This window comes from Pseudomonas sp. MYb541, from assembly GCF_037479595.1.
Classification (GTDB): domain Bacteria; phylum Pseudomonadota; class Gammaproteobacteria; order Pseudomonadales; family Pseudomonadaceae; genus Aquipseudomonas; species Aquipseudomonas canadensis.
On record NZ_JBBGYS010000004.1, the window covers coordinates 117562 to 141921 of the forward strand.

24 protein-coding genes are annotated in these 24360 nt (G+C 60.1%); 12 read left to right on the forward strand and 12 right to left on the reverse strand.

Annotation, left to right across the window (positions count from 1 at the left end; genetic code table 11):
- Positions 1 to 73 precede the first annotated feature (73 nt).
- Positions 74 to 604, forward strand: a complete 531-nt coding sequence (locus WH299_RS03930) for a ferritin-like domain-containing protein (RefSeq protein WP_028615542.1) — start codon at positions 74 to 76, stop codon at positions 602 to 604.
- Positions 605 to 720: 116 nt separating this feature from the next.
- Here WH299_RS03930 and WH299_RS03935 read toward each other — a convergent pair whose 3' ends face one another.
- Complete coding sequence (locus WH299_RS03935; RefSeq protein ID WP_339549642.1) at positions 721 to 2790, reverse strand: AsmA family protein; 2070 nt, start codon at positions 2788 to 2790, stop codon at positions 721 to 723.
- A 359-nt stretch (positions 2791 to 3149) separates the two neighbouring features.
- Here WH299_RS03935 and WH299_RS03940 point away from each other — a divergent pair, with 359 nt between their 5' ends.
- Positions 3150 to 3602 (forward strand): hypothetical protein, encoded by a 453-nt coding sequence (locus tag WH299_RS03940; protein WP_068935285.1) that lies wholly within the window; start codon positions 3150 to 3152, stop codon positions 3600 to 3602.
- A 151-nt stretch (positions 3603 to 3753) separates the two neighbouring features.
- Positions 3754 to 4386 carry a TetR family transcriptional regulator gene (locus WH299_RS03945; RefSeq protein WP_025857330.1) on the forward strand — a complete coding sequence of 211 codons (633 nt, stop codon included), beginning with the start codon at positions 3754 to 3756 and terminating at the stop codon, positions 4384 to 4386.
- A 5-nt stretch (positions 4387 to 4391) separates the two neighbouring features.
- On the opposite strand, the gene WH299_RS03950 is transcribed toward WH299_RS03945, so the two are convergent.
- Entirely contained in the window at positions 4392 to 4889 is a 498-nt protein-coding gene (locus WH299_RS03950; protein WP_028615539.1) for a C40 family peptidase, read from the reverse strand.
- A 277-nt stretch (positions 4890 to 5166) separates the two neighbouring features.
- On the opposite strand from WH299_RS03950, the gene ureE reads away from it, so the two are divergent.
- The 5 genes from ureE (at position 5167) to WH299_RS03975 (ending at position 8840) form a co-directional block, all read left to right on the forward strand.
- Positions 5167 to 5667 carry an urease accessory protein UreE gene (gene ureE / locus WH299_RS03955; protein WP_339549643.1) on the forward strand — a complete coding sequence of 167 codons (501 nt, stop codon included), beginning with the start codon at positions 5167 to 5169 and terminating at the stop codon, positions 5665 to 5667.
- Positions 5664 to 6338, forward strand: coding sequence for an urease accessory protein UreF (locus WH299_RS03960; RefSeq protein WP_028615538.1), 675 nt, complete (start codon positions 5664 to 5666; stop codon positions 6336 to 6338). The genes ureE and WH299_RS03960 overlap by 4 nt, the downstream gene beginning before the upstream one ends.
- Positions 6339 to 6351: 13 nt before the next feature.
- A complete protein-coding gene (gene ureG, locus WH299_RS03965) occupies positions 6352 to 6966 on the forward strand; it encodes an urease accessory protein UreG (protein WP_028615537.1) in 615 nt (204 codons plus the stop codon).
- 22 nt (positions 6967 to 6988) lie between these two features.
- Positions 6989 to 7561 carry a HupE/UreJ family protein gene (locus tag WH299_RS03970; RefSeq protein ID WP_028615536.1) on the forward strand — a complete coding sequence of 191 codons (573 nt, stop codon included), beginning with the start codon at positions 6989 to 6991 and terminating at the stop codon, positions 7559 to 7561.
- A gap of 169 nt (positions 7562 to 7730) precedes the next feature.
- Complete coding sequence (locus WH299_RS03975) at positions 7731 to 8840, forward strand: AGE family epimerase/isomerase (RefSeq protein ID WP_339549644.1); 1110 nt, start codon at positions 7731 to 7733, stop codon at positions 8838 to 8840.
- 45 nt (positions 8841 to 8885) lie between these two features.
- On the opposite strand, the gene WH299_RS03980 is transcribed toward WH299_RS03975, so the two are convergent.
- The 9 genes from WH299_RS03980 to amaB form a co-directional block, all read right to left on the reverse strand.
- Positions 8886 to 9791 carry a cation diffusion facilitator family transporter gene (locus tag WH299_RS03980; protein WP_339549645.1) on the reverse strand — a complete coding sequence of 302 codons (906 nt, stop codon included), beginning with the start codon at positions 9789 to 9791 and terminating at the stop codon, positions 8886 to 8888.
- Positions 9792 to 9974: 183 nt separating this feature from the next.
- Entirely contained in the window at positions 9975 to 10742 is a 768-nt protein-coding gene (locus tag WH299_RS03985) for an SDR family oxidoreductase (protein ID WP_339549646.1), read from the reverse strand.
- A 744-nt stretch (positions 10743 to 11486) separates the two neighbouring features.
- The gene (locus WH299_RS03990) at positions 11487 to 12203 is read right to left on the reverse strand and encodes an ABC transporter ATP-binding protein (protein WP_010213569.1); all 717 of its coding nucleotides are present in this window, start codon (positions 12201 to 12203) and stop codon (positions 11487 to 11489) included.
- Positions 12200 to 13075: an ABC transporter ATP-binding protein gene (locus WH299_RS03995; RefSeq protein WP_028615532.1), complete on the reverse strand. Its 876-nt coding sequence runs from the start codon at positions 13073 to 13075 to the stop codon at positions 12200 to 12202. The genes WH299_RS03990 and WH299_RS03995 overlap by 4 nt, the downstream gene beginning before the upstream one ends.
- A complete protein-coding gene (gene livM / locus WH299_RS04000; protein WP_016976932.1) occupies positions 13072 to 14349 on the reverse strand; it encodes a high-affinity branched-chain amino acid ABC transporter permease LivM in 1278 nt (425 codons plus the stop codon). Before livM ends, WH299_RS03995 begins: the two co-directional genes overlap by 4 nt.
- A 2-nt stretch (positions 14350 to 14351) precedes the next feature.
- Entirely contained in the window at positions 14352 to 15266 is a 915-nt protein-coding gene (locus WH299_RS04005; RefSeq protein WP_003188099.1) for an ABC transporter permease subunit, read from the reverse strand.
- A 234-nt stretch (positions 15267 to 15500) separates the two neighbouring features.
- The gene (locus WH299_RS04010; RefSeq protein ID WP_339549647.1) at positions 15501 to 16637 is read right to left on the reverse strand and encodes a branched-chain amino acid ABC transporter substrate-binding protein; all 1137 of its coding nucleotides are present in this window, start codon (positions 16635 to 16637) and stop codon (positions 15501 to 15503) included.
- Positions 16638 to 17011: 374 nt separating this feature from the next.
- On the reverse strand, positions 17012 to 18295 hold the full coding sequence (gene amaA, locus WH299_RS04015; protein WP_122730606.1) for an L-pipecolate oxidase: 1284 nt from the start codon (positions 18293 to 18295) through the stop codon (positions 17012 to 17014).
- Between the two features lie 173 nt (positions 18296 to 18468).
- On the reverse strand, positions 18469 to 19959 hold the full coding sequence (gene amaB / locus WH299_RS04020; RefSeq protein WP_016976929.1) for an L-piperidine-6-carboxylate dehydrogenase: 1491 nt from the start codon (positions 19957 to 19959) through the stop codon (positions 18469 to 18471).
- Positions 19960 to 20113: 154 nt separating this feature from the next.
- Here amaB and WH299_RS04025 point away from each other — a divergent pair, with 154 nt between their 5' ends.
- The 3 genes from WH299_RS04025 (at position 20114) to nadE (ending at position 23238) form a co-directional block, all read left to right on the forward strand.
- Positions 20114 to 21007, forward strand: coding sequence for a LysR family transcriptional regulator (locus tag WH299_RS04025; protein WP_339549648.1), 894 nt, complete (start codon positions 20114 to 20116; stop codon positions 21005 to 21007).
- Positions 21008 to 21192: 185 nt separating this feature from the next.
- Positions 21193 to 22407, forward strand: coding sequence for a nicotinate phosphoribosyltransferase (pncB, locus tag WH299_RS04030; RefSeq protein ID WP_012721934.1), 1215 nt, complete (start codon positions 21193 to 21195; stop codon positions 22405 to 22407).
- A 3-nt stretch (positions 22408 to 22410) separates the two neighbouring features.
- Positions 22411 to 23238 carry an ammonia-dependent NAD(+) synthetase gene (gene nadE, locus WH299_RS04035; RefSeq protein WP_126569627.1) on the forward strand — a complete coding sequence of 276 codons (828 nt, stop codon included), beginning with the start codon at positions 22411 to 22413 and terminating at the stop codon, positions 23236 to 23238.
- Positions 23239 to 23374: 136 nt separating this feature from the next.
- On the opposite strand, the gene azu is transcribed toward nadE, so the two are convergent.
- The gene (azu, locus tag WH299_RS04040) at positions 23375 to 23821 is read right to left on the reverse strand and encodes an azurin (protein WP_339549649.1); all 447 of its coding nucleotides are present in this window, start codon (positions 23819 to 23821) and stop codon (positions 23375 to 23377) included.
- 332 nt (positions 23822 to 24153) lie between these two features.
- Here azu and WH299_RS04045 point away from each other — a divergent pair, with 332 nt between their 5' ends.
- Positions 24154 to 24336: a hypothetical protein gene (locus WH299_RS04045; RefSeq protein ID WP_016976924.1), complete on the forward strand. Its 183-nt coding sequence runs from the start codon at positions 24154 to 24156 to the stop codon at positions 24334 to 24336.
- Positions 24337 to 24360: the final 24 nt, after the last annotated feature.

Here is a 24360-nt window from a genome sequence, read left to right on the forward strand (position 1 = left end):
GCAGGACTCACAACTTGGAGCGATCACGCCGGCAGAGCGTGGCGCAAAACCGGATTAGTACCAGGAGATTGAGATGACCGAAGCAAACTTGACTGACGTTGCGACCCTGCGCAGCCGCGCCCGCCAGAACGTCGAAAACGGTGCAGTGACCGAAGGTTATGACGCCGACCGCGAAGAAATCATCCGCCTGCTCAACGCATCGCTGGCCACCGAACTGGTCTGCGTGCTGCGCTACAAGCGCCACTACTTCATGGCCAGCGGCATTAAGGCTGCAGTCGCCGCGCAGGAATTCCTCGAGCACGCTACCCAGGAAGCCGAACACGCCGACAAGCTCGCAGAGCGCATCGTGCAGTTGGGCGGTGAGCCGGAGTTCAACCCGGACCTGCTGTCGAAGAATTCCCACGCACAGTACGTGGCAGGCAATAACTTGAAGGAAATGGTCTACGAAGACCTGGTCGCCGAGCGGATTGCCGTGGACAGCTACCGCGAAATCATCCAGTACATTGGCGATAAAGACCCGACCACGCGTCGCCTCTTCGAAGAAATCCTGGCCCAAGAAGAAGAGCATGCGGACGATATGGCTGACATCCTAGAAAGCCTGTAATCCCGCGACATGCAATCCCATGTGGGAGGGGGCTTGCCCCCGATAGCGGTGGATCAGTCAATTGAGATGTCGACTGGTCTGCCGCCATCGGGGCAAGCCCCCTCCCACATTTGCAGTTAGCCTTTCACAGTCTTGGGCGCCTTGCCTTCCTTCATCTGCTGCAGCAACGGCGCACATTCATTCGGCTCTCCGCCACTGGGCGCAACCAATGCCAGCAACCCGGCCGCCGGCCCGGCGATGACACCCAGCGCCACCATGCCAGCCCCCCGCAGCGCCAGCGGAATGGCTTTCACACCCGCATTCGGCTTGATAAACGGTCCATTGACGTACAGCGGTGAACGCAGGGAGAACAGGCGGAAGCCTTTCGATTCCGGGGTAATGGTCAGGTCCAGCTGCTCTGTGGCCATGTTCGCCGTGCCGTCGATGTAGATGATGGCGTTCTCGGTGTCGAACAGAAACAACCGAGTGGTCGCCAGGCCTGTCTTGATGCCGAAGTCCGCCGCCGCGCAGTTGATCTTCACTTCCTTGTCACCAAACAGTCGGCCTACCACGTAGTTGCCCACGTTGAGCCCGGCGATTTCCATCAGGCTGCGGCTGATGGCACCGTCGTTGATCAGCATCTTCAGGTCACCGTTGGAGCTGCCCAACAGGGCCGCCACGGAGTTGCCGCGACCGGCAATATCCGCGTCGCCATTGAGCTCACCAAAGCTGGTTTTCATCGGTTCGAAGGTTGGGAACAGCTGCTTGAGCTTGAAGTTGCGCGCGGTAAGTTTGGCGCGGCCTTCCATTGGCGTGATGCGGCCGTTGAGGCGGATCTGCGCATCCAGCTTACCGCCGGCCACGCCGAAACGCAGGGGTTCGAGGCTCAGTTCGCCGTCATTCAGCACCAGGTGGGTGTAGAGGTCGGTAAACGGCAGATCGGCACTGTGCACGATGCGCTTGCCGGTGAATTCCACGTCGGCATCCATGACGCGCCAACGCTCGGTGCGGAATTCTTCCACCGGCAACACTTTGGTTGCCGGCTGTTTGCTGTCGCCGCCACGGGCTTTTTGTTTGGCGTTGGAGTCGGCGCCGATCAGCGGTGCGAGGTCGGTCATCAGCAGTTGGTTGGAGACCAGCGCGCCGCTGAGCTTGGGCCGTGGCTGGCTGGCGACGTAGGCAAGGTTGCCGTGGATATCGCTGTTGCCGATCTTGCCGTTGAAGTTGTCATAGCGGAAGGACGCGCCATTGGCTTCGTGCAGCTTGGCGATCAGATGACCATCGGTGGAGTAGGCCGGCGAATCCGGCAGGGTCACGCCAGTCAGGGGGTAGAGATTGCCCAGGCTGGAACCGGCGAGTTTCAGGCGCAGGTCGAGCGCGCCCAGGTTCAGCGGGTCGGTCAGGGTGCCGGCCAGGGCGATGCTGGTGTCGGCGATCTTGACCTGGGCTTGCAGCGGGAACGGCTTGGCCGCGTCCTGCAGGGCCAGCAGGCCACCGATCTTGCCGCTGCCGTCGAGTTTCTGGCCGTGATACTGGCCTTTGACCTTGAGGCCGAACGCATAATCCTGCGGTGCGGAGCCTTTCTCCAGGGCCTTCTTGGCATCGGCATCGCCGACGATTTCGCCGAACGGGATGGGTTTGCCCAGCGGGTCGATGATCACATCCAATTGGGTCTTGAGGGTTTGGTCGTCGAGGGTCACGTGGCCTTTGTCGAAGCCGATGGCACCGATGTCCACCACCCAGTTGGAAGGCTCGGCGTTCGGGTCCTTGGGATCGAACTTAAAGGTCCAGTTGGCGCGGCCATCGGCCAGGCGCTGCAACTGCGCGCTCGGCTCGGTGAGGTCGATACGCGGGATCACCACGCGCTGCACCAGCAACGCCAGGGGCGAAATGCGCAGTTCCACCTTCTTGAGGGTGACCATTTGCGGGTTTTTCGACCAGTCCGGGTTGCCCAGGTTCAGGTCTTCGGCAATCACATGCGGCCACGGCACCCAGGCGCGCCAGCCGCCTTCATCGGGCTCACGCGCCCACACCACCGCCAGGTTGCCGTTGATGGCAAACGGTCGATGCAATTCTTCGGAGACCTTGGCATTGAGGGGCGGCTTGATGCGGTTCCAGTCAAAGAACACCAGGACCAACACCACCACGGCGATTAACACAACGAAGCTGGCGCAGCTCCAAGCGACGATTTTACGAGTGCGCGTCATTGCACAGGACTCCTGAATACGACTGGCTGGGTGACAGCCTTTAAGGACAGCTTATAGAACTACGACTGGCAAACCGCCTGGGGGTTTAACCCGATCCCCGATTTGCCTGGAAAAACCTCAATTTCTGACCACTTCGACAGATTCCTCCTACCACGGCGCACCATTGTTACCCACGCGCGTGTCGAAAATACCCACACCAGTGCAAAACCGCGTGCTTGAGAGGCCCGTTCTAGAGCCTCCGCCTAGAACAATCAATTCTGTTGATTATTACCATTGTGTTTATGAACTTTTATATCGACTTATCGAGAGTAGCATTAGTCCTGTACCCACTTTATCGCCCTCCCAAGGAGCAACCCATCATGAAACGCCAATTACTCGCTACCGCCCTGTTATCCATCCTGGCTTCCAGTGCCTTTGCCCTGCCAGCCGCCGAACAAGCCACTCCACAAGTCAAAGCTGACGCCGTTCCTTTCAGCCAGACCGTCGCTCGCAGCGGTTCGCAAGAAGAAGAGAATCGTGACTACGCCAAAGGCGCTGTAGCTGAAAATGGTTCGGAACAAGCCAACAAACGCGCTTACACCGAAGGCCTGACCGAAAACGGCCGCAACCGCCTGGAAGAAAAAGGCCTGGTTGAAGGTGGTGCTGATCGCCTGCTGGAACGCAACGCTGTTGCCGAAGGTGGCCGTGATCGTCTGGAACAGAAAGGTCTGGTCGAAGGCGGTGCTGAACAAGCCAATAAACGCGCCTACACCGAAGGCGTTGCTGAAGGCGGTGCTGACCGTCTGCAAGAACTGCATCAAGCACAGAGCTAACCCCGTGGTGGCCGAGAAAAAAGCCCGATCTGTCGATCGGGCTTTTGCTTTCCTGTAGATCGCGTCACGCCCGCCCCCCGCCAAGTTCGACGCCAACAGACCTGTTTTGCTAGAGTGCGTCGCTGTACTTGCCAACAAAGCCCGCCCGCCAATGCTGCCCCGCGCCGAACAGAAGCAACAGACCCGCCTCGCCCTGATGGACGCAGCCCGCCATTTGATGGAGTGTGGCCGTGGGTTTGGCAGCCTGAGCCTGCGTGAAGTGGCGAAGACCGCCGGTATCGTGCCCACCGGTTTCTATCGGCATTTTGCCGACATGGACCAGTTGGGGCTGGTGTTGGTGAGTGAAGTCGGCCAGACCTTCCGCGCCACCATCCGCCTGGTGCGCCATAACGAATTCGTGATGGGCGGCATTATCGATGCCTCCGTGCGGATCTTTCTCGATGTGGTCTCGGCCAACCGTTCGCAATTCCTGTTCCTGGCCCGCGAGCAATACGGCGGCTGCCTGGCGGTGCGCCAGGCGATCGGTGCATTGCGTGAAGACATCACCCGCGACTTGGCGGCCGACCTGACGTTCATGCCAAAACTGCAGCACCTGGATGCCGAAGGCCTGCATGTGATGGCCGACCTGATCGTCAAAAGTGTGTTCGCTACCCTCCCCGACATCATCGATCCGCCGGCCCAGGCCCTGCCTGACCACCTCACGCCGCAGGCGAAAATCACCCAGCAATTGCGCTTTATCTTTATCGGCTTGAAGCACTGGCAAGGGCTGGGCAGCACCGAATAAAGCCATCAGCCTGCCGTGTGAAAACGTTTAGCCGTGGTGTAGTGCTTGTTCCAGTAGCTGTTGCTTAATGAATCGATGCGGATGTTCTTGCCCGTACGTGGCGAATGAATGAATTTGCCTTGGCCTATATAAAGCCCCACATGGCTGACTTGACCGCGCCCATTTGCCTTGAAAAACACCGCATCGCCGGGCTTGAGTGCGTTGCGCTTGATGGTCGGAGCCGTGGAGCGGTGCATGGCGGCGGTGGTGCGTGGTATCTGGATATTGGCTTCGGTCTTGAACAGGTAAACCAGGAAGCTGCTGCAATCGAAGCCTTGCTGCACCGAAGAGCCACCCCACTTGTACGGCGTGCCGAGCAGTTCATGGGCACGGTCAACCACATCGTCAATGGCGGCTTCTTGGACTGAAGCGCTGAACGTGGGGCGGGGCTGCAGAGAGGCTGAAGCTGATGAAATGGCAAAAGACAGGCTGACAATGACTAAACAACACAATGATCTAAACATGATAAACGTCGCAGTGGGTTGAACACGGCGCACAGACTAAAGACACAGCAGGTAACTACTTGAACGGCGAATCCTCAAGCTACGTAGGAAAAATCCGAAAACGCCCATAGCGAGTGCGTCAGCCCAGCCAGCGCACCATTTTTGCTCACACCAAAAATCTTCCTACGCCCTATTTAGTGGCGTTACCGTCCCTGCTGACAGGGAATTCCTACTCTCCAGCCGGGTTGGCAAGCCCCTTGCTCTAGCACTTGCATCGCTCATAGCTGGAAGCTTCCTGATGCTGGTGATCCACCGCCGAATCGCCCCCCAAGCCCTCTGGGCCGCCGAGTTGCTACTGAATTTCGAAGCACGCAGCAAAAGCCGCCTGCGCTGTTTCAGTGCCGACGGTGAAGACGTCGGCCTTTTCCTGGAGCGCGGTCAGCCACCGCTGCACGATGGCGAATTCCTACAGGCTGAAGACGGACGAGTCGTACGCGTGTGCGCCCGGCCTGAACAACTGCTGCATGTCACCTGCAGCAGCGCATTTGAACTGACGCGCGCGGCGTATCACCTGGGTAACCGGCACGTGGCGTTGCAGGTGGGCGATGGCTGGCTGCGCCTGCTCGATGACTATGTGCTCAAGGCCATGCTCGAACAGCTGGGCGCGCAGACGCAGACCATCGAAGTGCCGTTCCAGCCGGAATATGGCGCGTACGGCGGCGGGCATCATCACTCGCGCCATGGCGATGAAGATTTCAACTACCCGCCCAAGCTGCACCAGTTCGGCGTGCGCCTGTGAACCCAGCCTGGGCGCTGTTGCGTCTGGCCAGTCCGCAATTGCCGATTGGTGGCTACAGCTATTCCCAGGGCTTGGAAATGGCGGTGGAGAACGGTCGCGTCAACGACGCTGCCAGTGCGCGACGCTGGATCAGCGATCAGTTGCTGCTCAACCTGGCGCGCTTCGAAGCGCCGGTGTTGCTCGCCCATTGCCAAGCAGCCTGTGAGGCCGATTGGCCGCGCCTGGCCCAGCTGTGCGAAGAACATCGCGCTAGCCGTGAGACCCGCGAGCTGTATCAAGAGAGCCGACAGATGGGCTACTCCCTGCAACAGTTGCTCAATGGTTTGCCGGAACTGGACGGCGGCGCCCGCGAATTTCTTGAGCAGTGCAGCGAGCCCCATCTCGCCCTGGGCTGGGCCCTCGCCGCACGCGCATGGAACATCAGCCCCGCCGACGCCCTCGCCGCCTGGCTGTGGAGCTGGCTGGAAAACCAATTGGCCGTGCTGATGAAAACCCTGCCCCTGGGCCAACAAGCCGCCCAACGCCTGACCAGTGAACTGCTGCCGTTGCTGCAACAAGCCCAGCAGGACGCCAGCCGCATCGAACCCCACCATTTCGGCAGCGCCGCGTTTGGCCTGTCCCTGGCCTGCATGGCCCACGAGCGCCAATACAGCCGCCTATTCCGTTCCTAGGAGAAAAGCACATATGAACACACAACCTTTGCGTGTCGGCATCGGCGGCCCGGTGGGCTCCGGCAAGACGGCCCTGACCCTGGCCCTGTGCCTCGCGCTGCGTGATCGCTACAACCTCGCGGTGGTCACCAACGACATCTACACCCGCGAAGACGCCGACTTCCTGGTGCGCAACCAGGCCCTCGCGCCGGAACGCATCATCGGCGTGGAAACTGGCGGCTGCCCGCACACCGCGATCCGCGAAGACGCCTCGATCAACCTGGAAGCCGTCGACCAGCTCAACCGCCGCTTCCCCGGCCTGGACCTGATTCTGGTGGAGTCCGGGGGCGACAACCTCTCGGCCACCTTCAGCCCGGAGTTGTCGGACCTGACTATCTACGTGATCGACGTGTCCGCCGGCGACAAGCTGCCGCGCAAGGGCGGGCCTGGCATCTGCAAGTCCGACCTGCTGGTGATCAACAAGATCGACCTGGCGCCCTTGGTCGGCGCGTCGCTGGAGCTGATGAACAGCGACACCACTCGCATGCGCAACGGCAAACCCTTTGTGTTCAGCAACCAGAAAACCGGTGTCGGCCTGGATGAAATCGTCGCCTTCATCGAACGCCAAGGCCTGCTGACCGCCGCCTGATCAACCCATAAGGAACCTGTCCATGAGCCTCAAGAAACTCTTCACCGCCGCCGCCCTGCTGCTGGCCCCAGCCCTGGCTTTCGCTCACCCGGGCCATGGCGACAACGGCCTGGTGGCCGGCATCAGCCATCCCCTGGGCGGCATCGACCACTTGCTGGCCATGGTCGCCGTCGGTTTGTGGGCCGCCCAACAAAAAGGCGCCGCACGTTGGGCCCTGCCATGCACCTTTGTCGGCACCATGTTGATTGGCGGCGTGTTGGGTTTTGAAGGCCTGGCGTTGCCGGCGCTGGAAAGCGGGATTGCCGCGTCGGTGTTGGCCCTGGGCCTGGCGGTGGCGCTGGCGGTGCGTCCGCCGTTGTTCATGGCGGTGGGGGCGACGGCCTTATTCGCGCTGTTCCATGGTGTGGCGCATGGTCTGGAGCTGCCGGACATGTCCAGCCCGTGGGCGTATGCCGCGGGTTTTGTCGGTGCGACTGCCGTGCTACACGCGGCCGGTTACGCGGTGGTGCGCTTCCTGCCGGCTGCGGCGGCGCCATTGGTGCGGATTGCTGGGGCGGCTTCGGCGGCGACTGGGGTCTGGTTGTTGGCAGGCTGATTTGCGGCGTATTTGACGGCCTCATCGGGGGCAAGCCCCCTCCCACCTTTATTTGTGAACATGGTCGAATGTGGGAGGGGGCTTGCCCCCGATAGCGCTAGACCAGACACCACAGAACCCAAGCCTGATACCATGCGCGCCTACACCCCTGCCGTGACGACGCCAGCCAATGCCCAGCGCTTCCCAACCCTCCTTGAACACCGTGCTTACGCACTTCCACAGCCTGATCGTGCCGCTCTGGCAAGGCCCGGGCTGGAATGCCGACCTGGCATTGCCCTATGAAGCGCTGGACGCCGACCATCACCCGCTGCCCCCGCAACGCTACCGCGCCATGGCCTGCGCCCGGCAGTTGTACCTGTTTGCCAGCCTGATCGGCGAGCCCGACGCAGCCTTCGCGCAAGAGCGCGCAGCGGCACTGTTCCGGTCACTGCAACGGCACTTCCACGACGCCGAACACGGCGGCTGGTTCTACAGCATCGACCCATCCGGCCAGCCGCTGGACAAGCGCAAAGACCTCTACACCCACGCCTTCATCATCTTTGCCTGCGCCCATTACTGGGCCAAGGTGCGCGAGCCATTGGTGGAGTCGGTCCTCAATGCCGCCCTGGAAGTGGTCGCCGAGCGATTTTCCACAGGCGACGGCCTGTACGAAGCCGTGCTGGAACGCAACTGGTCATCGCTCAAGTCAGGCCCGCTGCAAAACCCGCTGATGCACCTGGCCGAAGGTTTCCTTGCCACCCTCTCGGTGCGTGAAGACGCCAGCGCGCAAGCCGCCCTGCTGGCGCTGGCGACGGCCATGCAGCAGCGTTTCATCGACCGCCAGCACGGCGTGATGATGGAAAAACCGCTGGACGCTGTGGATAACTGGTTCGAGCCGGGGCACCAGTTCGAATGGTTCTTTTTGCTGGAGTCTTCGGATGTGCTGCGCGGTACGCCGCTGCATGCGTCGCTGACCCGGGCTTTCGCCTACGCAGAACTCAAGGGTGTGGATAACCTCAGCGGTGCAGTCAGCGGCATGCTGGCGCTGGACGGTACGGTGCGCGACGGCACCCAACGCATCTGGGCACAGGCCGAATACCTGCGGGCACTGACCTTGCGACCCAACAGCGAAGCGGTGCTGCACCGCCAATTGCTGGCGCTGCAACAACATTTTCTGCATGCAAAAGGCTGGAATGAATGCCTGGATGCCCAAGGTGTGGTGAGTCGGTGGGATATGCCTTCGACTACCCCTTATCATTTGGCGACTTGCTACCAGGGTCTGATCCAGCATCTTGGGTGAATGCCAGGGCTTGCTCGCGAAGGCGTCAACTCGGTCTCACTGACCTCACGCAATCCACTTGCGATCTCCGGTAAAGCTGATCGTCAGCCAACGCGCCGCATCCGGCGCACCGAGCCCTGTGGATATCTCTTCGCGCAGACGGTCCAGCGTCGCGACGTTATCCACCGGGTAATCCGCCGGCAGCACCACATGAATCTCGATAAACCGCGCCCGCCCGTGCTTTTGCACGTACGACACGTAGTCGTCGAAACCATGTTTGGCCTGCGCCGCTTCCATCACTTCGCGCACTGTGTCGTCCAACTGGTCCGGCGCGATTCCCAGCACCTCGCGCAACGCTGGGCGCAGGATCTTGAACGCCGGTGCCAGCATGCTCAGGGCCAGCAGGATCAGGATCAATGGGTCGACATACACCGCCCACTCGCCGTAGCCTTGGGACTTGAGCAACAGCGCCGCCAGGAAGCTGATCAGCAAGCCCACCGACAACATCGCGTCCACCAGCCAACTGATGTTGTCGAACTGGATCAGCGATGATTTCAGCCGGCGATTGCGATAACGCACGTAGAAGAAGTAGGCGAACTCGACGACGGTAAACACCGCCGCGTAGATGATCACCAACCCCAACTCGATCTCGCGGCCGCCATTGATAATGCCGAACACGCCGTTGAGGAACGCATAGATGGCGATCAGCAAGAGGAAACTGCCTTCGATCAGCAGCACCATCGGCTCCAAGTGCCAATAGCCGAACTGGAAACGCTCGTTGCTTTTCTTGGCGATCAGCTTTGCCGTGATCAGCATCAACACCTTGATGGCGGTGGCGATCAGCGAGAAAAAGCCGTCGAACAGAATGGATTGGGCGCCAGAAATCACACCCGTGACAATCCCGGCGATCGCTACGGCGAACATCAGGATGGTCGATTGTTTGAGCAGTGCCTGCTCATCTCGGTTACTCACATTTCCTCCCGTCAAAACCTCAAATCCGCACGGTGCGGAGGGGTTTTATCGGGTGGAGTGTACCTTATGTCGTGTTTTGGCCGATTTGACGCATGATTACCGGTAAAAACCTGATCCTGTGGTGAGCGGGCTTGCCCCGCGCGAGGCAAGCTCGCTCACCACAAAAACCAGCAGGACGGAGCGTCAGCCCTTGGCGCCACGCTCGATAGCAAACCCAGCCCAAGTCTGGCTCACCGGCATCAGCTCCAACCGATTGATATTCACATGCGCCGGCGTATTCATGACCCAGAAGATCGTGTCGGCAATATCCTGCGGCTGGATCGGCTCGGCACCCGCATAAGTCGCGTCATACCGCGCCTGGTCACCGCCAAAGCGCACCAACGAGAACTCGCTCTCGCACAGGCCCGGTTCGATGTTGGTCACGCGCACGCCTGTGCCTTGCAGGTCGCAACGCAGGTTCAGCGAAAACTGCTTTACGAATGCCTTGGAACCGCCATACACGTGGCTGCCCGGATAAGGGTAGTTACCCGCGATGGAACCCAGGTTGATGATGCCCGCACCACGACCGTGAGCGATCAGGCGTGGCAGCAGCAGGTTGGTGGTGGTCAGCAGGCCCTTGATGTTGGTGTCGACCATGGTTTCCCAATCGTCGAGGTTGCATTTGGGCGCAGGGTCGGTGCCCACGGCCAAGCCGGCGTTGTTGATCAGCCCGCGCAGCTTGGCGAACGACGGAGGCAGATTGGCGATGGCATCTTCCATGCCTTTGCGATCCCGCACATCCACGACCAGGCCATGCACTTCAGTCTGCTTGGAAAGCTCTTCGACCAGCGCATTCAGGCGGTCGGCACGACGACCGGTGAGCACCAGTTTCCAGCCAGCTTGGGCAAATCGACGGGCGCAGGCTTCGCCGAAACCTGAGGTTGCGCCAGTAATAAACAGCGTGTCGGACATGGTGTTCTCCTTGCGGGCATCGGGGAAAAAATCAGCCAGCAGAATGCCCGTACGCCGCGATGGCGGCAACCGCTAAGCACACAACTTGATACACGCCTGATCGTTTTTTAACCATATTCCGCAAGGCTATACAAACCGTGGCTTGTAGCCATATGCACGCAGGTTATCCACAAGAGCGCCCACAGTCTTTGGGGGCAAGTACACAATGCTTCAGGCCGCTATACACAAGGGCTGCAGGCAGTTTTAGAAAGTTTTTTGCTTGACCTTGGCTGGGACGTATGTAGGCGTGTCGCCGATCGCAAAATCAGAACGATGGCTCCAGGCCAGTCAATCCGGCCGCTGCGGCGGTCTTTCCAGAGTTTAGTCACAGACTTATCCACAGGCTGGCGGGACATATTTCGGTCATATACCTGTGTCTTTAAACAGGTTGACAAAGGGCCCGACTGGCAACCAAAAACCCACTGATCAAAAAACAACCGCTGCGCTGCAAGCCACGGATTCATTGGCTTCCAGCCAGCTACTCCCACGTTACCCACAGCCGGTTCCACAGCGGATGGGGACAAGTCAAAACTGTGACAAAACAGGGATTTGCGGCGGCTATATGTCGCGCTTTGGAGGGAGGCTGGATTTGTTTTCCACAATTTGGCATCGGCCTTGTGAAACCCACAAAAACAAATGTGGGAGCTGGCAAGCCAGCTCCCACATACAGCAGGCACCTACAGCAGGCCTGCATCAAGTTTTACATCAATGCCCGCCGAGGTAGGCGTTGCGCACTTCCTCGTTCACCAGCAACTCCTTGCCGGTGCCGGTCAGGCGAATCTCGCCGTTGACCATCACATACGCGCGGTCCGACAAGCGCAGCGCATGGTTGGCATTCTGTTCCACCAGGAAGATGGTCATCCCGGTGGAGGCCAGCTCGCGCAACGTCGAAAAGATCTGCTTCACCACAATCGGCGCCAGGCCCAGGCTCGGTTCATCCAGCAGCAACAGCTTGGGCCGGCTCATCAGCGCGCGGGCGATGGCGAGCATTTGCTGCTCGCCGCCGGACATGGTCATGGCGCGCTGGTTACGCCGCTCCTTGAGCCGTGGGAACAGCTCGAACATGCGCTGCATGTCTTCCTGGGCAAACTTGTCGCCAATGGGGATGGTGCCCATCAACAGGTTTTCCTCGACGGTCATGTCGGGGAACACCCGCCGGCCTTCCGGCGACTGCGCGATGCCGTTGGACGCGATGTAGTGCGACGACTTGTGGGTAATGTCGACACCGTTGTAGAGAATCTGCCCCGACTCGGCACGTGGCTGGCCGAAGATCGACATCAGCAGCGTGGATTTGCCCGCGCCGTTGGAGCCAATCAGGCTGACAGTTTCGCCTTCGTTGATGTGCAGCGAGACTTTTTTCAGGGCCTGGATCGGGCCGTAATACACGTCCAGGTCCTTCATTTCGAGGATAGGTGCACTCATACCAACTCCTCTTCGTCAGCGCCCAGGTAGGCGGCAATCACTTTCGGGTCGTTGCGGATCGCATCCGGGCCGCCCTCGGCGATCACGTTGCCGTGGTCCAGCACCACGATGTGGTCGGAAATACTCATTACCATGCCCATGTCGTGTTCGATCAGCACCACCGTGAGGTCGTGTTCGTCGCGCAGCAGGCGAATCATCGCGCTGAGGGCTTCGGTTTCCTGGGGGTTGAGGCCCGCAGCGGGTTCGTCCAGACAGATGATCTGCGGCCGCGTGCACATGGCGCGGGCGATCTCCAGGCGGCGCTGCTGGCCGTAGGAGAGTTCACCAGCCAGGCGGTTGGCGCAGTCCACCAGGTCCACCACTTCGAGCCAGTAGAACGCGTGGTCCAACGCGTCGCTTTCGGCCTTGCGATAGCCCTTGGTATTGAGGATGCCCGCGAGCATGTTGCGGTTGACCCACATGTGCTGGGCCACCAGCAGGTTTTCCACCACCGACATTTCCTTGAACAGGCGAATGTTCTGGAACGTCCGCGCCAGTCCGGCGCGGTTCACCAGGTGGGTGCCGCCGAACATCTTGTAGTACACCCGGCTGAGGAAGCTTTTGGGCGACACGAAGTCGGTGGGCTGGAAGCGCTCGCCGAGCAACTGGATCACGTCGGTCTGCTTGCCGCGAAGGTTGAGTTGGATCTTGCCGCCGCTGGCTTTGTAGAAGCCGGTGAGGCAGTTGAACACCGTGGTCTTGCCGGCGCCGTTGGGGCCGATCAAGGCGAAGATCGAGTTGCGTTCGACCTTAAGGCTCACATCGCTCAAGGCCTTGATGCCACCGAAGTGCATCATCAGGTGCTCTACGGAAAGGACGACTTCCTTGCTCATGGCGCCACTCCTTTACGTGGGGTCACACCGGTACGGCTGATGCGGATCAGGCCGCGTGGTCGCCAAATCATCATCACCACCATCAACACGCCAAACAGCAATACGCGGTACTCGGAGAAGCTGCGCAGCAGTTCCGGGGCAACGGTCAATACGAATGCCGCAATCACCACACCCACCGTCGAACCCATACCGCCCAGGACCACGATGGCCAGGATCAACGCCGACTCGAAAAAGGTGAACGACGACGGGTTGACGAAGCCCTGGTAGCTGGCAAAGAACACCCCGGCCAAGCCCGCCGTCGAGGCACCGATGGTGAACGCCGAAAGCTTGACCAACACGTGGTTCAGGCCCATGGAGCGGCAGGCGATTTCATCTTCGCGCAAGGCTTCCCAGGCGCGGCCGACCGGCATGCGGGTCAGGCGATGCTTGATGTACAGCACGGCCAGCACCACCAGGAACAGCACGATGTAGATGAACAGGAATTTGATGTTGGGGTTGTAGTCGATGCCGAAGAACTCATGGAAGGGAACCCCGCCATCCTTCGCGCGCTTGCCGAACTCCAGGCCGAGGAAGGTCGGCGAGGGCACCGGCATGCCGTTGGGGCCGCCGGTAAACGACAGCCAGTTGTTGAGCACCAGACGGATGATTTCACCAAAGCCCAGGGTCACGATGGCCAAATAGTCACCGTGCATTCGTAGCACCGGGAACCCGAGTATGCACCCCGCCAACGCTGCGGCGATGGCCGCCAGCGGCAGCACCGTCCAGAAACCCAGGCCGAGGTATTGATAACCCAATGCCAGGCCGTAGGCGCCGATGGCGTAGAACGCCACGTAACCCAGGTCGAGCAGGCCTGCCAGGCCGACCACGATGTTGAGGCCCAGGCCGAGCAACACGTAGATCAGCCCGAGGATCACCACGGTGAGCAGGTACTTGTTGGCGAAGATCGGGAACACGATGGCGATCACGATCAGTGCCGGGATGATCCAGCGCAACCGCGACTTGTAGTCCGGCGCCAGGACGTGCACGCCAGAGCCGGTGCTCTCAAAACCCTGCAGGATCTTCAGGCCCTTGGGCGTTTGCAGGAACAGGCTCATGGCAAAGCGGCCGACCATCACGATGGCCACCAACAGGGCCACGCGGGCCGGTTCCAGGTTGAAGCTGTAGCCGTCGAGGACCACGCCGACGATCGGACCGAACACGACCAGTGAAATCAGCCCGGCGAGGACTGTATCGACCACACTTTTCTTGATATCGATGGGTTTGGCAGCAGACATGTTTACACCTTCGCCACAAGTGGGCGACCAAGCAGGCCCTGGGGACGGAAAATCAGAATCACCACCAGCAGGGAGAAACTGAACACGTCTTTGTAATCAGAGTTGATCAACCCCGAGAACAACGACTCGGAGATACCGAGGATGATCCCGCCCAACATCGCCCCAGGCAGGGAGCCGATGCCGCCGAGTACCGCTGCGGTAAACGCCTTGATGCCGATGATGAAGCCGGCATAGAAGTCGAAGGTGCCGTAGTTGAGGGTGATCAACACGCCAGCCAATGCCGCCATGGCGGCGCCGATGACGAACACATAGGAGATCACCCGGTCGGTGTTGATGCCGAGGATCGACGCCATCTTGCGGTCTTGCTGGGTGGCGCGGCACATGCGGCCGAGCTTGGTGTATTTGATGATGTAAGTGAGCAACGCCATGCCGGCAAACGCCGCCACGAGGATGAACACCTTGGTGTACGTCAACTGAACGAAGCCTGTGCCGATATCGACACGCCAGGCCCCGGCCAGCAGGGTGGGAATGCCTTGTTGCTTGGCGCCCTGGGCGATCTGCGCGTAGTTCTGCAGGATCAGCGAGATACCGATGGCGCTGATCAGCGGTGCCAGTCGGGTGGAGTTGCGCAGCGGTTTGTAGGCGACACGCTCGATGACCCAGCCGTATACGCCAGTGACGACGACGGTGAAGATCAAGGTGCCGAGAATGAGCAGCGGGAAGGATTCGATGCCGAAGTAAGCCAGCAGTGCCAGACTGATCGCCGCGAGGTAAGCGGAAATCATATAAACCTCGCCGTGGGCGAAGTTGATCATGCCAATGATGCCATAGACCATTGTGTAGCCGATGGCGATCAGGCCATAGACCGACCCGAGGGTCAGGCCGTTGACCAGTTGCTGCAGGAAAATACCATCCATAACGCAATCTCACGCGGTGAGCACCTGCACACCGGTGGGTGTGCGGCGCTTCTGGAGGAAAAAACAGAGTCGTTGCTGGACACGATGCAGTTAGCAACCTCGATCCCCTGTGGGAGCTGGCTTGCCTGCGATAGCGGTTTCACATTCAACACAGGTGTCGACTGTCAGTCCGTCATCGCGGGCAAGCCCGGCTCCCACAGTGGCTCTGTGGTGCCTGCGTGGTCGCGTTAATGCTTACTTCTGTTTTTCCAGCTGGTGGTATTTGCCGTCTTTATCCCACTGGTAAACCACGTAGTCGGAGATCTTCAGGTCACCCTTCGAATCCCAGGCTTTTTCGCCCATGACGGTTTTTACCGGGTGAGCCTTGAGCCACTTGGCGGCGTCTTCGCCTTTGTTGGACTTGGCGCCGTTGAAGCCGGCGGCCAGGGCCTGGACCGACGCGTAGGCGTACAGGGTGTAGCCTTCCGGCTCGGTGCCGTTCTTGCGGAACTCTTCCACCACGGCCTTGCTGTCTGGCAGCAGGCGCGGGTCGGCGCCGAAGGTCATGTACACGCCATCGACGTATTGCTTGCCGCCAGCAGTGGCAACCAGTTCGTCGGTTACTACGCCGTCATCGGACATGAACTTGACGTCTTTCAAACCGGCTTCACGGATCTGGCGAACCAGTGGACCGGCTTCCGGGTGCAGGCCGCCGAAGTACACGACGTCAGCGCCAGTAGAACGGATCTTGGTGACCAGGGCGCTGAAGTCTTTCTCGCCACGGGTCAGGCCTTCTTCCAGCACCGGCTTGACGCCGCGCTTGGTCAACTGGGCAGCGGTGGCGTCAGCCAGGCCTTTGCCGTAGGTGTCCTTGTCGTTGATGACGGCGACTTTCTTGCCCTTGAGCACGTCAACGATGTAGTCACCGGCGACGATGCCTTGCTGGTCGTCACGCCCACACATGCGGAACATGGCGGCCAGGCCGCGTTCGGTCACTTGTGGGTTGGTGGAGCCTGGGGTGATAGCGATGATGCCAGCTTCGTCATACACCTCGGAGGCCGGGATGGTGTTGGAAGAGCAGAAGTGCCCGACCACGCCGATCACTTTGTCCTGGTCAGCCAGGCGGTTGGCCACGGCCACGGCTTGTTTGGGTTCGCAAGCATCGTCACCGGCCACCAGCACGATTTTTTCGCCGTTGATGCCGCCGGCCTTGTTGATCACATCGGCTGCCGCCTGGGCACCCTTCATGTACTGCTCACCGAAAGCGGCGTTGGCGCCCGTCATGGGCCCCGCGACGCCGATCTTCACATCAGCTTGAACAAACGTAGAAACACCCAGCGCCGCTGCAACGGCGAGGGCCAGAAAACCTTTCTTGTAAAACGTCTGGGACATGAGTGGTGCTCCGATATTTTTGATTTTTGGCACGACAACTTGCATTCAAACCTTTCACTGAAAGCCCAGAGCAAGGCGCGTGCCATTACGTTTTTATTCTTCAAAAAGACACGGTGTCATTGTTATTGCAGGCGTTTCGCCTCCATTCGCCAGGACGTGCAACCCTCTAGCGTCTATAGGTGCAACCAATGGATCGGAAAAGTACAACCGCGACAGGTCGCACCTGCAACCAAGCCTATAAACGACAGTTCCTGGCGCTGTAACAAACGGCGTAACGGAACTGCACATTTACAGTGCGTGATTGCTACGACTTGCACCAATACAGATTAGTAGCCTGCTAAGAAAATGCAGGCTTTTGAGCGGTATTTCGCTGATCAGATCACGATCCTCAGGCATTGGCCGGCGTGATACAGCGAGAAGCCGGCTTCATACAGACAGCTGCGCAGGCCCACTCCGGCCAGCGGTTGCATGGGAGCGAACGGAATCGGCAGCGCCTGGGGATTCTGGTGACACAGGTAGTCGGCAAATGCCTTGCCGACCACACTGCCGGTGGTTACGCCGCGGCCGTTATAGCCCGTCACTGCTACGAGGCCGGGCGCTGGTTCGAACAGGCGCATCAAATGGTCTGGGGTGAAGGCGATACAGCCGGTCCAGGTGAACTCCCACTGCACCGATTTGAGGTACGGGAAGTAGTGCTGCTGCACCCGATCGGCCCACGCCTTGAGGAACCAGGCGGGTTTCTGATTGCCGTTGCCCAGGCTGCCGAGTAACAGACGGCCATCGGCATCGCGGCGAATGCTGCTCAGCACCTGGCGCGTATCCCATGAACCCTGGCCACCGGGCAGGATCTGTCGGGCGGCGTCGCCCGTGAGCGGAGCCGACGCGACCTGATAGTAATAGCCGGGGAAAAAATTGCGCCGCAACTCGGTCCATTCGCCCTCGGTGTAGGCGTTGGAGGCGATCACCACCTGTGCAGCCTGCACTGAACCCTGAGCGGTCTGCACCGACCAGTGCGAGCCTTGGCGCTCAAGCTGAGTGACCGGTGAGTGATCAAACAACTGCCCGCCAAGCCCGGCAGCAGCATTGGCCAAGCCACTGGTGTAGGCCATCGGGTTCAAGGTGCCAGCGCGCCGGTCCAATAAGGCGGCGGCGATCTTTTTGGTGCCGGTGGCCTGTTCGCAAGCCTGGCCGGTAAGCAGCTCCACTGGCGCGCCCCGGCGTTTCCATTGTGCTTCACGACTGCGCAAATCCGCCTCGCCACGGGCGTTGTGCGCCATGTGCAAGGTGCCTTCACGGCGCAATTGGCAATCGATGGTGTATTTGTCGATCAGGCTGAACACCAGGGACGGCGCCGCACCCAACATGCGGTTGAGCTGGCTGCCCACCGCCTCGCCGAAACCGGCTTCGATCTCGTCCGGCGGGATCCACATGCCGGCGTTGACCAGCCCCACGTTGCGCCCGGAACCACCATGGCCGGTGCGATGGGCCTCCAGCACGGCGACGCTTTTGCCCTGTTCCAGCAAATGAATGGCCGCCGACAAACCGGTGATCCCGGCGCCGATCACGCACACATCCACCTTGACTTCGCCCTTGAGCGCGGCACGGTCCGGCCGGCTGGGGGTGAGGTGCTCCCACAAACATGTTTCGCGTAGTGCCATTGCCAGACTCCGGGATGAAACCTAACAAACAACTGTTATTTTGAATTGCAAACCCAATCAAATGTGGGAGCTGGCTTGCCTGCGATGCAGGCACCTCGGTGTATCAGGTACCCCTGGGTGATGCTATCGCAGGCAAGCCAGCTCCCACATTGACCGCGCTTCGACTTCAGGAATCAGTCGAACGTGATGCCCTGTGCCAGCGGCAACTCCAGCGAGTAGTTCACAGTATTGGTCTGGCGACGCATGTACCCACGCCACGCATCCGAACCCGATTCACGCCCGCCGCCGGTCTCTTTCTCGCCGCCAAACGCGCCGCCGATTTCCGCGCCGCTCGGGCCGATGTTGACGTTGGCGATGCCACAGTCGCTGCCCACTGCCGACATGAATTGCTCGGCTTCACGCACGTCGGTGGTGAAGATGCACGATGACAGGCCTTGAGGCACGGCGTTGTTCAGACGCAGGGCTTCGTTGAAGTCGGTGTAGCCAATCACATAGAGGATCGGCGCGAAGGTCTCGGTGCACACCACGTCGCTTTGCTCGGGCATTTCCACAATCGCTGGCGATACGTAGTAGGCATTCGGAAACGTGTCTTCCAGTTGGCGCTTGCCGCCGAACACCTTGCCGCCTTCGCTCAAGGCTTGCTCCAGGGCGTCCTGCATGTTGTCGAAGCCGTGCTTGTCGATCAGCGGGCCGATCAGGTTGCCTTCCAGCGGGTGGCCGATGCGCACTTTGGAATAAGCGGCCTTGAGGCGGGTGACGATTTCTTCTTTCACCGACTCATGGGCGATCAGCCGACGCAGGGTGGTGCAGCGTTGGCCGGCAGTGCCGACGGCGCTGAACAGGATGGCGCGCACGGCCATGTCCAGGTCGGCGCTCGGGCCGAGGATCATCGCGTTGTTGCCGCCCAGTTCGAGGATGCTGCGGGCAAAACGTGCGGCGACTTTCGGCGCCACTTCGCGGCCCATGCGGGTGCTGCCGGTGGCGCTGATCAGGGCGACACGCGGGTCGTCCACCAGTGCAGCACCGGCGTCGCGGCCGCCGATGATCACTTGGCTCAGGTATTCCGGGGCGCCATCGAATTTCTTCAGCACGCGCTCGAACAACGCCTGGCAGGCCAGCGCAGTGAGCGGGGTCTTTTCCGAGGGTTTCCAGATCACGGCGTTGCCGCATACCAGCGCCAGGGTGGTGTTCCACGCCCACACGGCGACCGGGAAGTTAAAGGCACTGATCACGCCAACCACGCCCAGCGGATGCCAGGTTTCACGCATATGGTGGCCTGGGCGCTCGGAGGCGATGGTCAAGCCGTACAACTGGCGCGACAAACCGACAGCGAAGTCGCAGATGTCGATCATTTCCTGCACTTCACCCAGGCCTTCCTGGGTGATCTTGCCGGCTTCCCAGGACACCAGCTCGCCCAGGTCGGCCTTGTATTCGCGCAATACGTCACCGAACTGGCGCACCAGTTCGCCACGGCGCGGTGCTGGCACTTTGCGCCAGGCCTCGAATGCATGCTCGGCGCGACTGACCTGTTGCTCCACCTCGGCGGCACCTTCCCAGTGCACACTGCCGATACGGCTGCCATCAATCGGCGAATGCACGGGCTGCTTGCCCGACTGGTACAGCGCCGGGTTTACCCCGAGACGATCAAGCAATGCGGCAACCATGGGTCACTCCTTCAATCTCAAACAGAAAATTCGCGCCGCTGGCGACACGGCGATCCAGAGCTTATTTGTAGCTGGCCCAAGACTTGCCAACAAACGACGATTAGGCGAGATATCATTCCGTTTATTCATGCAAAGAATAAAAAAGAGGCGTGCCGTGCTGAACAAAAGACATTTGCCTTCGATCACCGCCTTGCAGTGCTTCGAAGCCGCCACCCGCCACCTGAGCTTCACCCGCGCCGCCGAGGAACTGAACCTCACGCAGAGCGCGGTGAGCAAGCAGGTGGCGCAGTTGGAAGAGTTGCTGCAGCACTTGCTGTTCCGCCGCGTGCGCCGGCGCTTGCAGATGACCCCAGCGGGTGACTTGTACCTGGTGGAGGTGCGCAAGATCCTCACGCAGGTGGAGATGTCGACTCACTACCTGCGCTCCTACGGTGGCGAAACCGAAGTGCTGCGGGTCTCCACGCCCTACACCTTCGGCGCGCGCTGGCTGGTGCCGCGCCTGAAGGGCTGGCGACTGCGTCACCCGCAGATCCACCTGGACCTGTGCAATGAACAGGAGCCGGATGAGTTGCTGCAAGGCAAGGCCGACATGGCGTTCTACTTCGGCCAGGGTTCACGCCCCGGCACCGAGAGCCTGAAACTGTTCAGCGAAGAGCTTGTACCGGTGTGCGCGCCGGAGAGCCTGCCGGCGCAGCCATTCTCTGACCCCACGCAATTGAGCAACCTGGTGCTGCTGCAAAACGCCTCGCGCCCCCAGGGCTGGCATGACTGGTTCGCCAGCCAGGGCTACCAGACCGAGCACAGCTATCACGGGCCGCGGTTCGACACCTTTTATATGTGCATCCGTGCCGCGCAGGTGGGTTGTGGCGTGGCGCTGCTGCCGCGCTTTCTGGTGGAAGAGGAACTGGCCGATGGCAAGCTGGTGATCCCCTGGCAGCATGCGATGCCCAGTCAGGATGCATATTACCTGGCGTATCCGGAGCATTCGGCGGAGGTGCCCAAGGTGCGCGATTTTGTGAAGTGGATGATGGAGCAGGTGGATGGCTGACTACCGCCATCGCCGGCAAGCCAGCTCCATATTTCAAGGTAGGAGCCGGCTTGCCGGCGATAGCGCCAGTAGCCTCGACAAAAAAATCACTGGCAAACCGACCCGCGTCTATGCGCCACTAGCCCCCTTCCTTAATTGTGCGTAAAGGTCGGCGCCCATCGCCGACCCGTCTGGAGATTCCCGTTATGAGCGAGAGTGTGTTTGCCGATCGCATCGTGCAGAACTTGCTCGACACCGACTTCTACAAGCTGACCATGATGCAGGCGGTGCTGCACAACTACCCCAACGTGGAAGTTGAATGGGAGTTCCGCTGCCGTAACAGCGAAGACCTGCGCCCTTACCTGGCGGAGATCCGCTACCAGATCGAACGCCTCGCCGAGCTGAGCCTGAGCCCCGACCAGTTGGGTTTCCTGGAACGCATCAGCTTCATGAAGCCGGACTTTTTGCGCTTCCTCGGGCTGTTCCGCTTCAACCTGCGCTACGTACAGACTGGCATCGAGAACGGCGAACTGTTCATCCGCCTGCGCGGGCCGTGGCTGCATGTGATCCTGTTTGAAGTGCCGATGCTGGCCATCGTCAGCGAAGTGCGTAACCGCTACCGTTACCAGACCGTGATCCTCGAACAGGCGCGGGAGCAGCTGTACCGCAAGTTCGACTGGCTGACGGCCAACGCCAGCAGCGATGAACTGTCGGAGCTGCAAGTGGCCGACTTCGGCACGCGTCGGCGCTTTTCGTACCGGGTGCAGGAAGAAGTGGTCAGCGTGCTCAAGCACGACTTCCCCGGCCGTTTCGTCGGCACCAGCAACGTGCACCTGGCCCGCGAGTTCGATATGAAGCCGCTGGGCACCATGGCCCACGAGTGGATCATGGCCCACCAGCAACTCGGACCGCGCCTGATCGACAGCCAGATCGCCGCGCTCGACTGCTGGGTCCGCGAATACCGTGGCCTGCTGGGCATCGCCCTGACCGACTGCATCACCACCGACGCGTTCCTGGGCGACTTCGACCTGTACTTCGCCAAGCTGTTCGACGGCCTGCGCCATGACTCCGGCGATCCCGTGCAATGGGCAGAAAAAGCCATCGCCCACTACCACAAGCTCGGCATCGAGCCGATGAGCAAGACGTTGGTGTTCTCCGACAGCCTGTCACTGCCCAAGGCCCTGGAGATATTCCGCGCCCTGCGTGGTCGCATTAATGTGAGCTTCGGCATCGGCACCAACCTGACCTGCGACATTCCAGGTGTTGAGCCGATGAGCATCGTGCTTAAAATGACCGCCTGCAATGGCCAACCCGTCGCGAAGATCTCCGATGAAGCGGGCAAGACCCACTGCACCGACCCGAATTTCGTCGCCTATTTGCGTCATGTTTTCAAAGTACCTGCCATCTCTAGCAAGGAGTGAATCATGCAAGCCGTACAGCGTGAGATTGCTGAACAGCTCAAGGTCCAAGCGCCGTTCAACGACCAAGCCGCCCTAGAGGCCGAGGTTGCCCGCCGCGTGACCTTTATCCAGGACTGCCTGCGCAATTCCGGGCTCAAGACGCTGGTGCTGGGCATCAGCGGTGGCGTCGACTCCCTGACCGCAGGCCTCTTGGCCCAACGCGCGGTGAAAGAATTGCGTGAGAACAGCGGTGATGAGGCTTACCGCTTTATTGCGGTGCGCCTGCCTTACGAAACCCAGTTCGACGAAATCGATGCCACCGCCTCGGTGGACTTTATCGAGCCGGACGAGCGCCACACCGTGAACATCGGCCCGGCGGTCAAGGCGCTGGCCAATGAAGTGGCAGCGTTTGAGGGCAAGGCTGCGGTATCCCGGGATTTCGTGCTGGGCAACACCAAGGCGCGCATGCGCATGGTGGCGCAGTACACCATCGCAGGCGCAGCCGGTGGCCTGGTGATCGGCACCGACCATGCAGCGGAAGCGGTGATGGGCTTTTTCACCAAGTTCGGTGATGGCGCATGCGATTTGGCGCCGTTGAGCGGCCTGGTGAAGAACCAGGTGCGTGCGATCGCGCGGCACTTTGGCGCGCCGGAGTCGTTGGTGGAGAAGATTCCGACTGCCGATCTCGAAGACCTGTCGCCAGGCAAGCCGGACGAAGCGTCACATGGCGTGACCTACGCCGAGATCGATGCGTTCCTGCACGGCGAGCCGGTGCGTGAGGAAGCGTTCAAGATTATCTGCGACACCTACCGCAAGACCGAGCACAAGCGGGTCATGCCGTTTGCGCCATGAGGTGAGACAGGTAGTTTTGTATTGATTGCCTGATCGCCATCGCAGGCAAGCCAGCTCCCACAGTTGACCTAGTTCCAGCATGAGAATGCGGTCAACTGTAGGAGCTGGCTTGCCTGCGAAGAACGATAACGCGGTGTTACTTCAGGGTCACAGAGCCTTTCATCATCGAGATGTGGCCTGGGAACGAGCAGAAGAATGCGTAGTCAGTGCCCGCCTTCAGCTTCGACACATCGAAGGTCACCGAATCTTTCTCGCCAGCACCGATGATCTTGGTGTGGGCGATGATGCGTGCGTCGCCTTCCTTCAGGTAGTCCTTATCGATACCGGCAGCCATGCCGTCGGTGGCAACCGGCTGCATGTCAGCGGCGCTGGTCAGCACCCAGTTATGGCCCATGACGTTTTTCGGCAGGTTGCCGGAGTGAGTCAGCTCAACGGTGAACGTCTTGCAGCTCTTGTCGATTTCAATGGCTTTGGTGTTGAAGGACATTTGGTCGGTGGAGTCGACAGTGACCTTGCACTCTGCAGCAAGCAACTGGCCGCTCGCCAGAGTCAGCAGGGAAACAGCAACGAGTTTGGCAAACATGTGAATCTCCAAGGCAGGGTTTAAAAAACGCGTATTGCGACAAGGGTGCCTGAATCAGGCAGGAATTCTTATGATCTGAATCAACAGATTGTATACAACTTTAGGCTATCAGACTTATCAACACAATCTACCAGCCAAAGTACAACCCCCTGACTATGATCGACTCATCACCCATCGGAGTTCGAGCCATGCACCTCAACCAACTGTTCAACGGCCTTCTGGCCGCCTACGCCTGCGGTAAGTGAAGGCCAAGCGCACCCTGAAGCTGCTACCATGTCGTCCCAAGGCAGCTGCGCGCCGCCACCCTCACCTTCGACCCTAGAGGATCGCCCATGGCCAAACCTAATTACTCCTTCGCCAAACGTCAGAGAGACTTGGCCAAGGAGCAGAAGAAAGAGGAAAAACTGCAACGCAAGAAAGCCGCTGCAGAAGAAGAGGCCAATGGGCTGAACGCCGATGTTGATGGTGAAGAAACGAGCGACGAGACCGAAACACCAAAAGATCCGGCTGAATAAATTCCTTTGTGCTGAGCCGGCCCG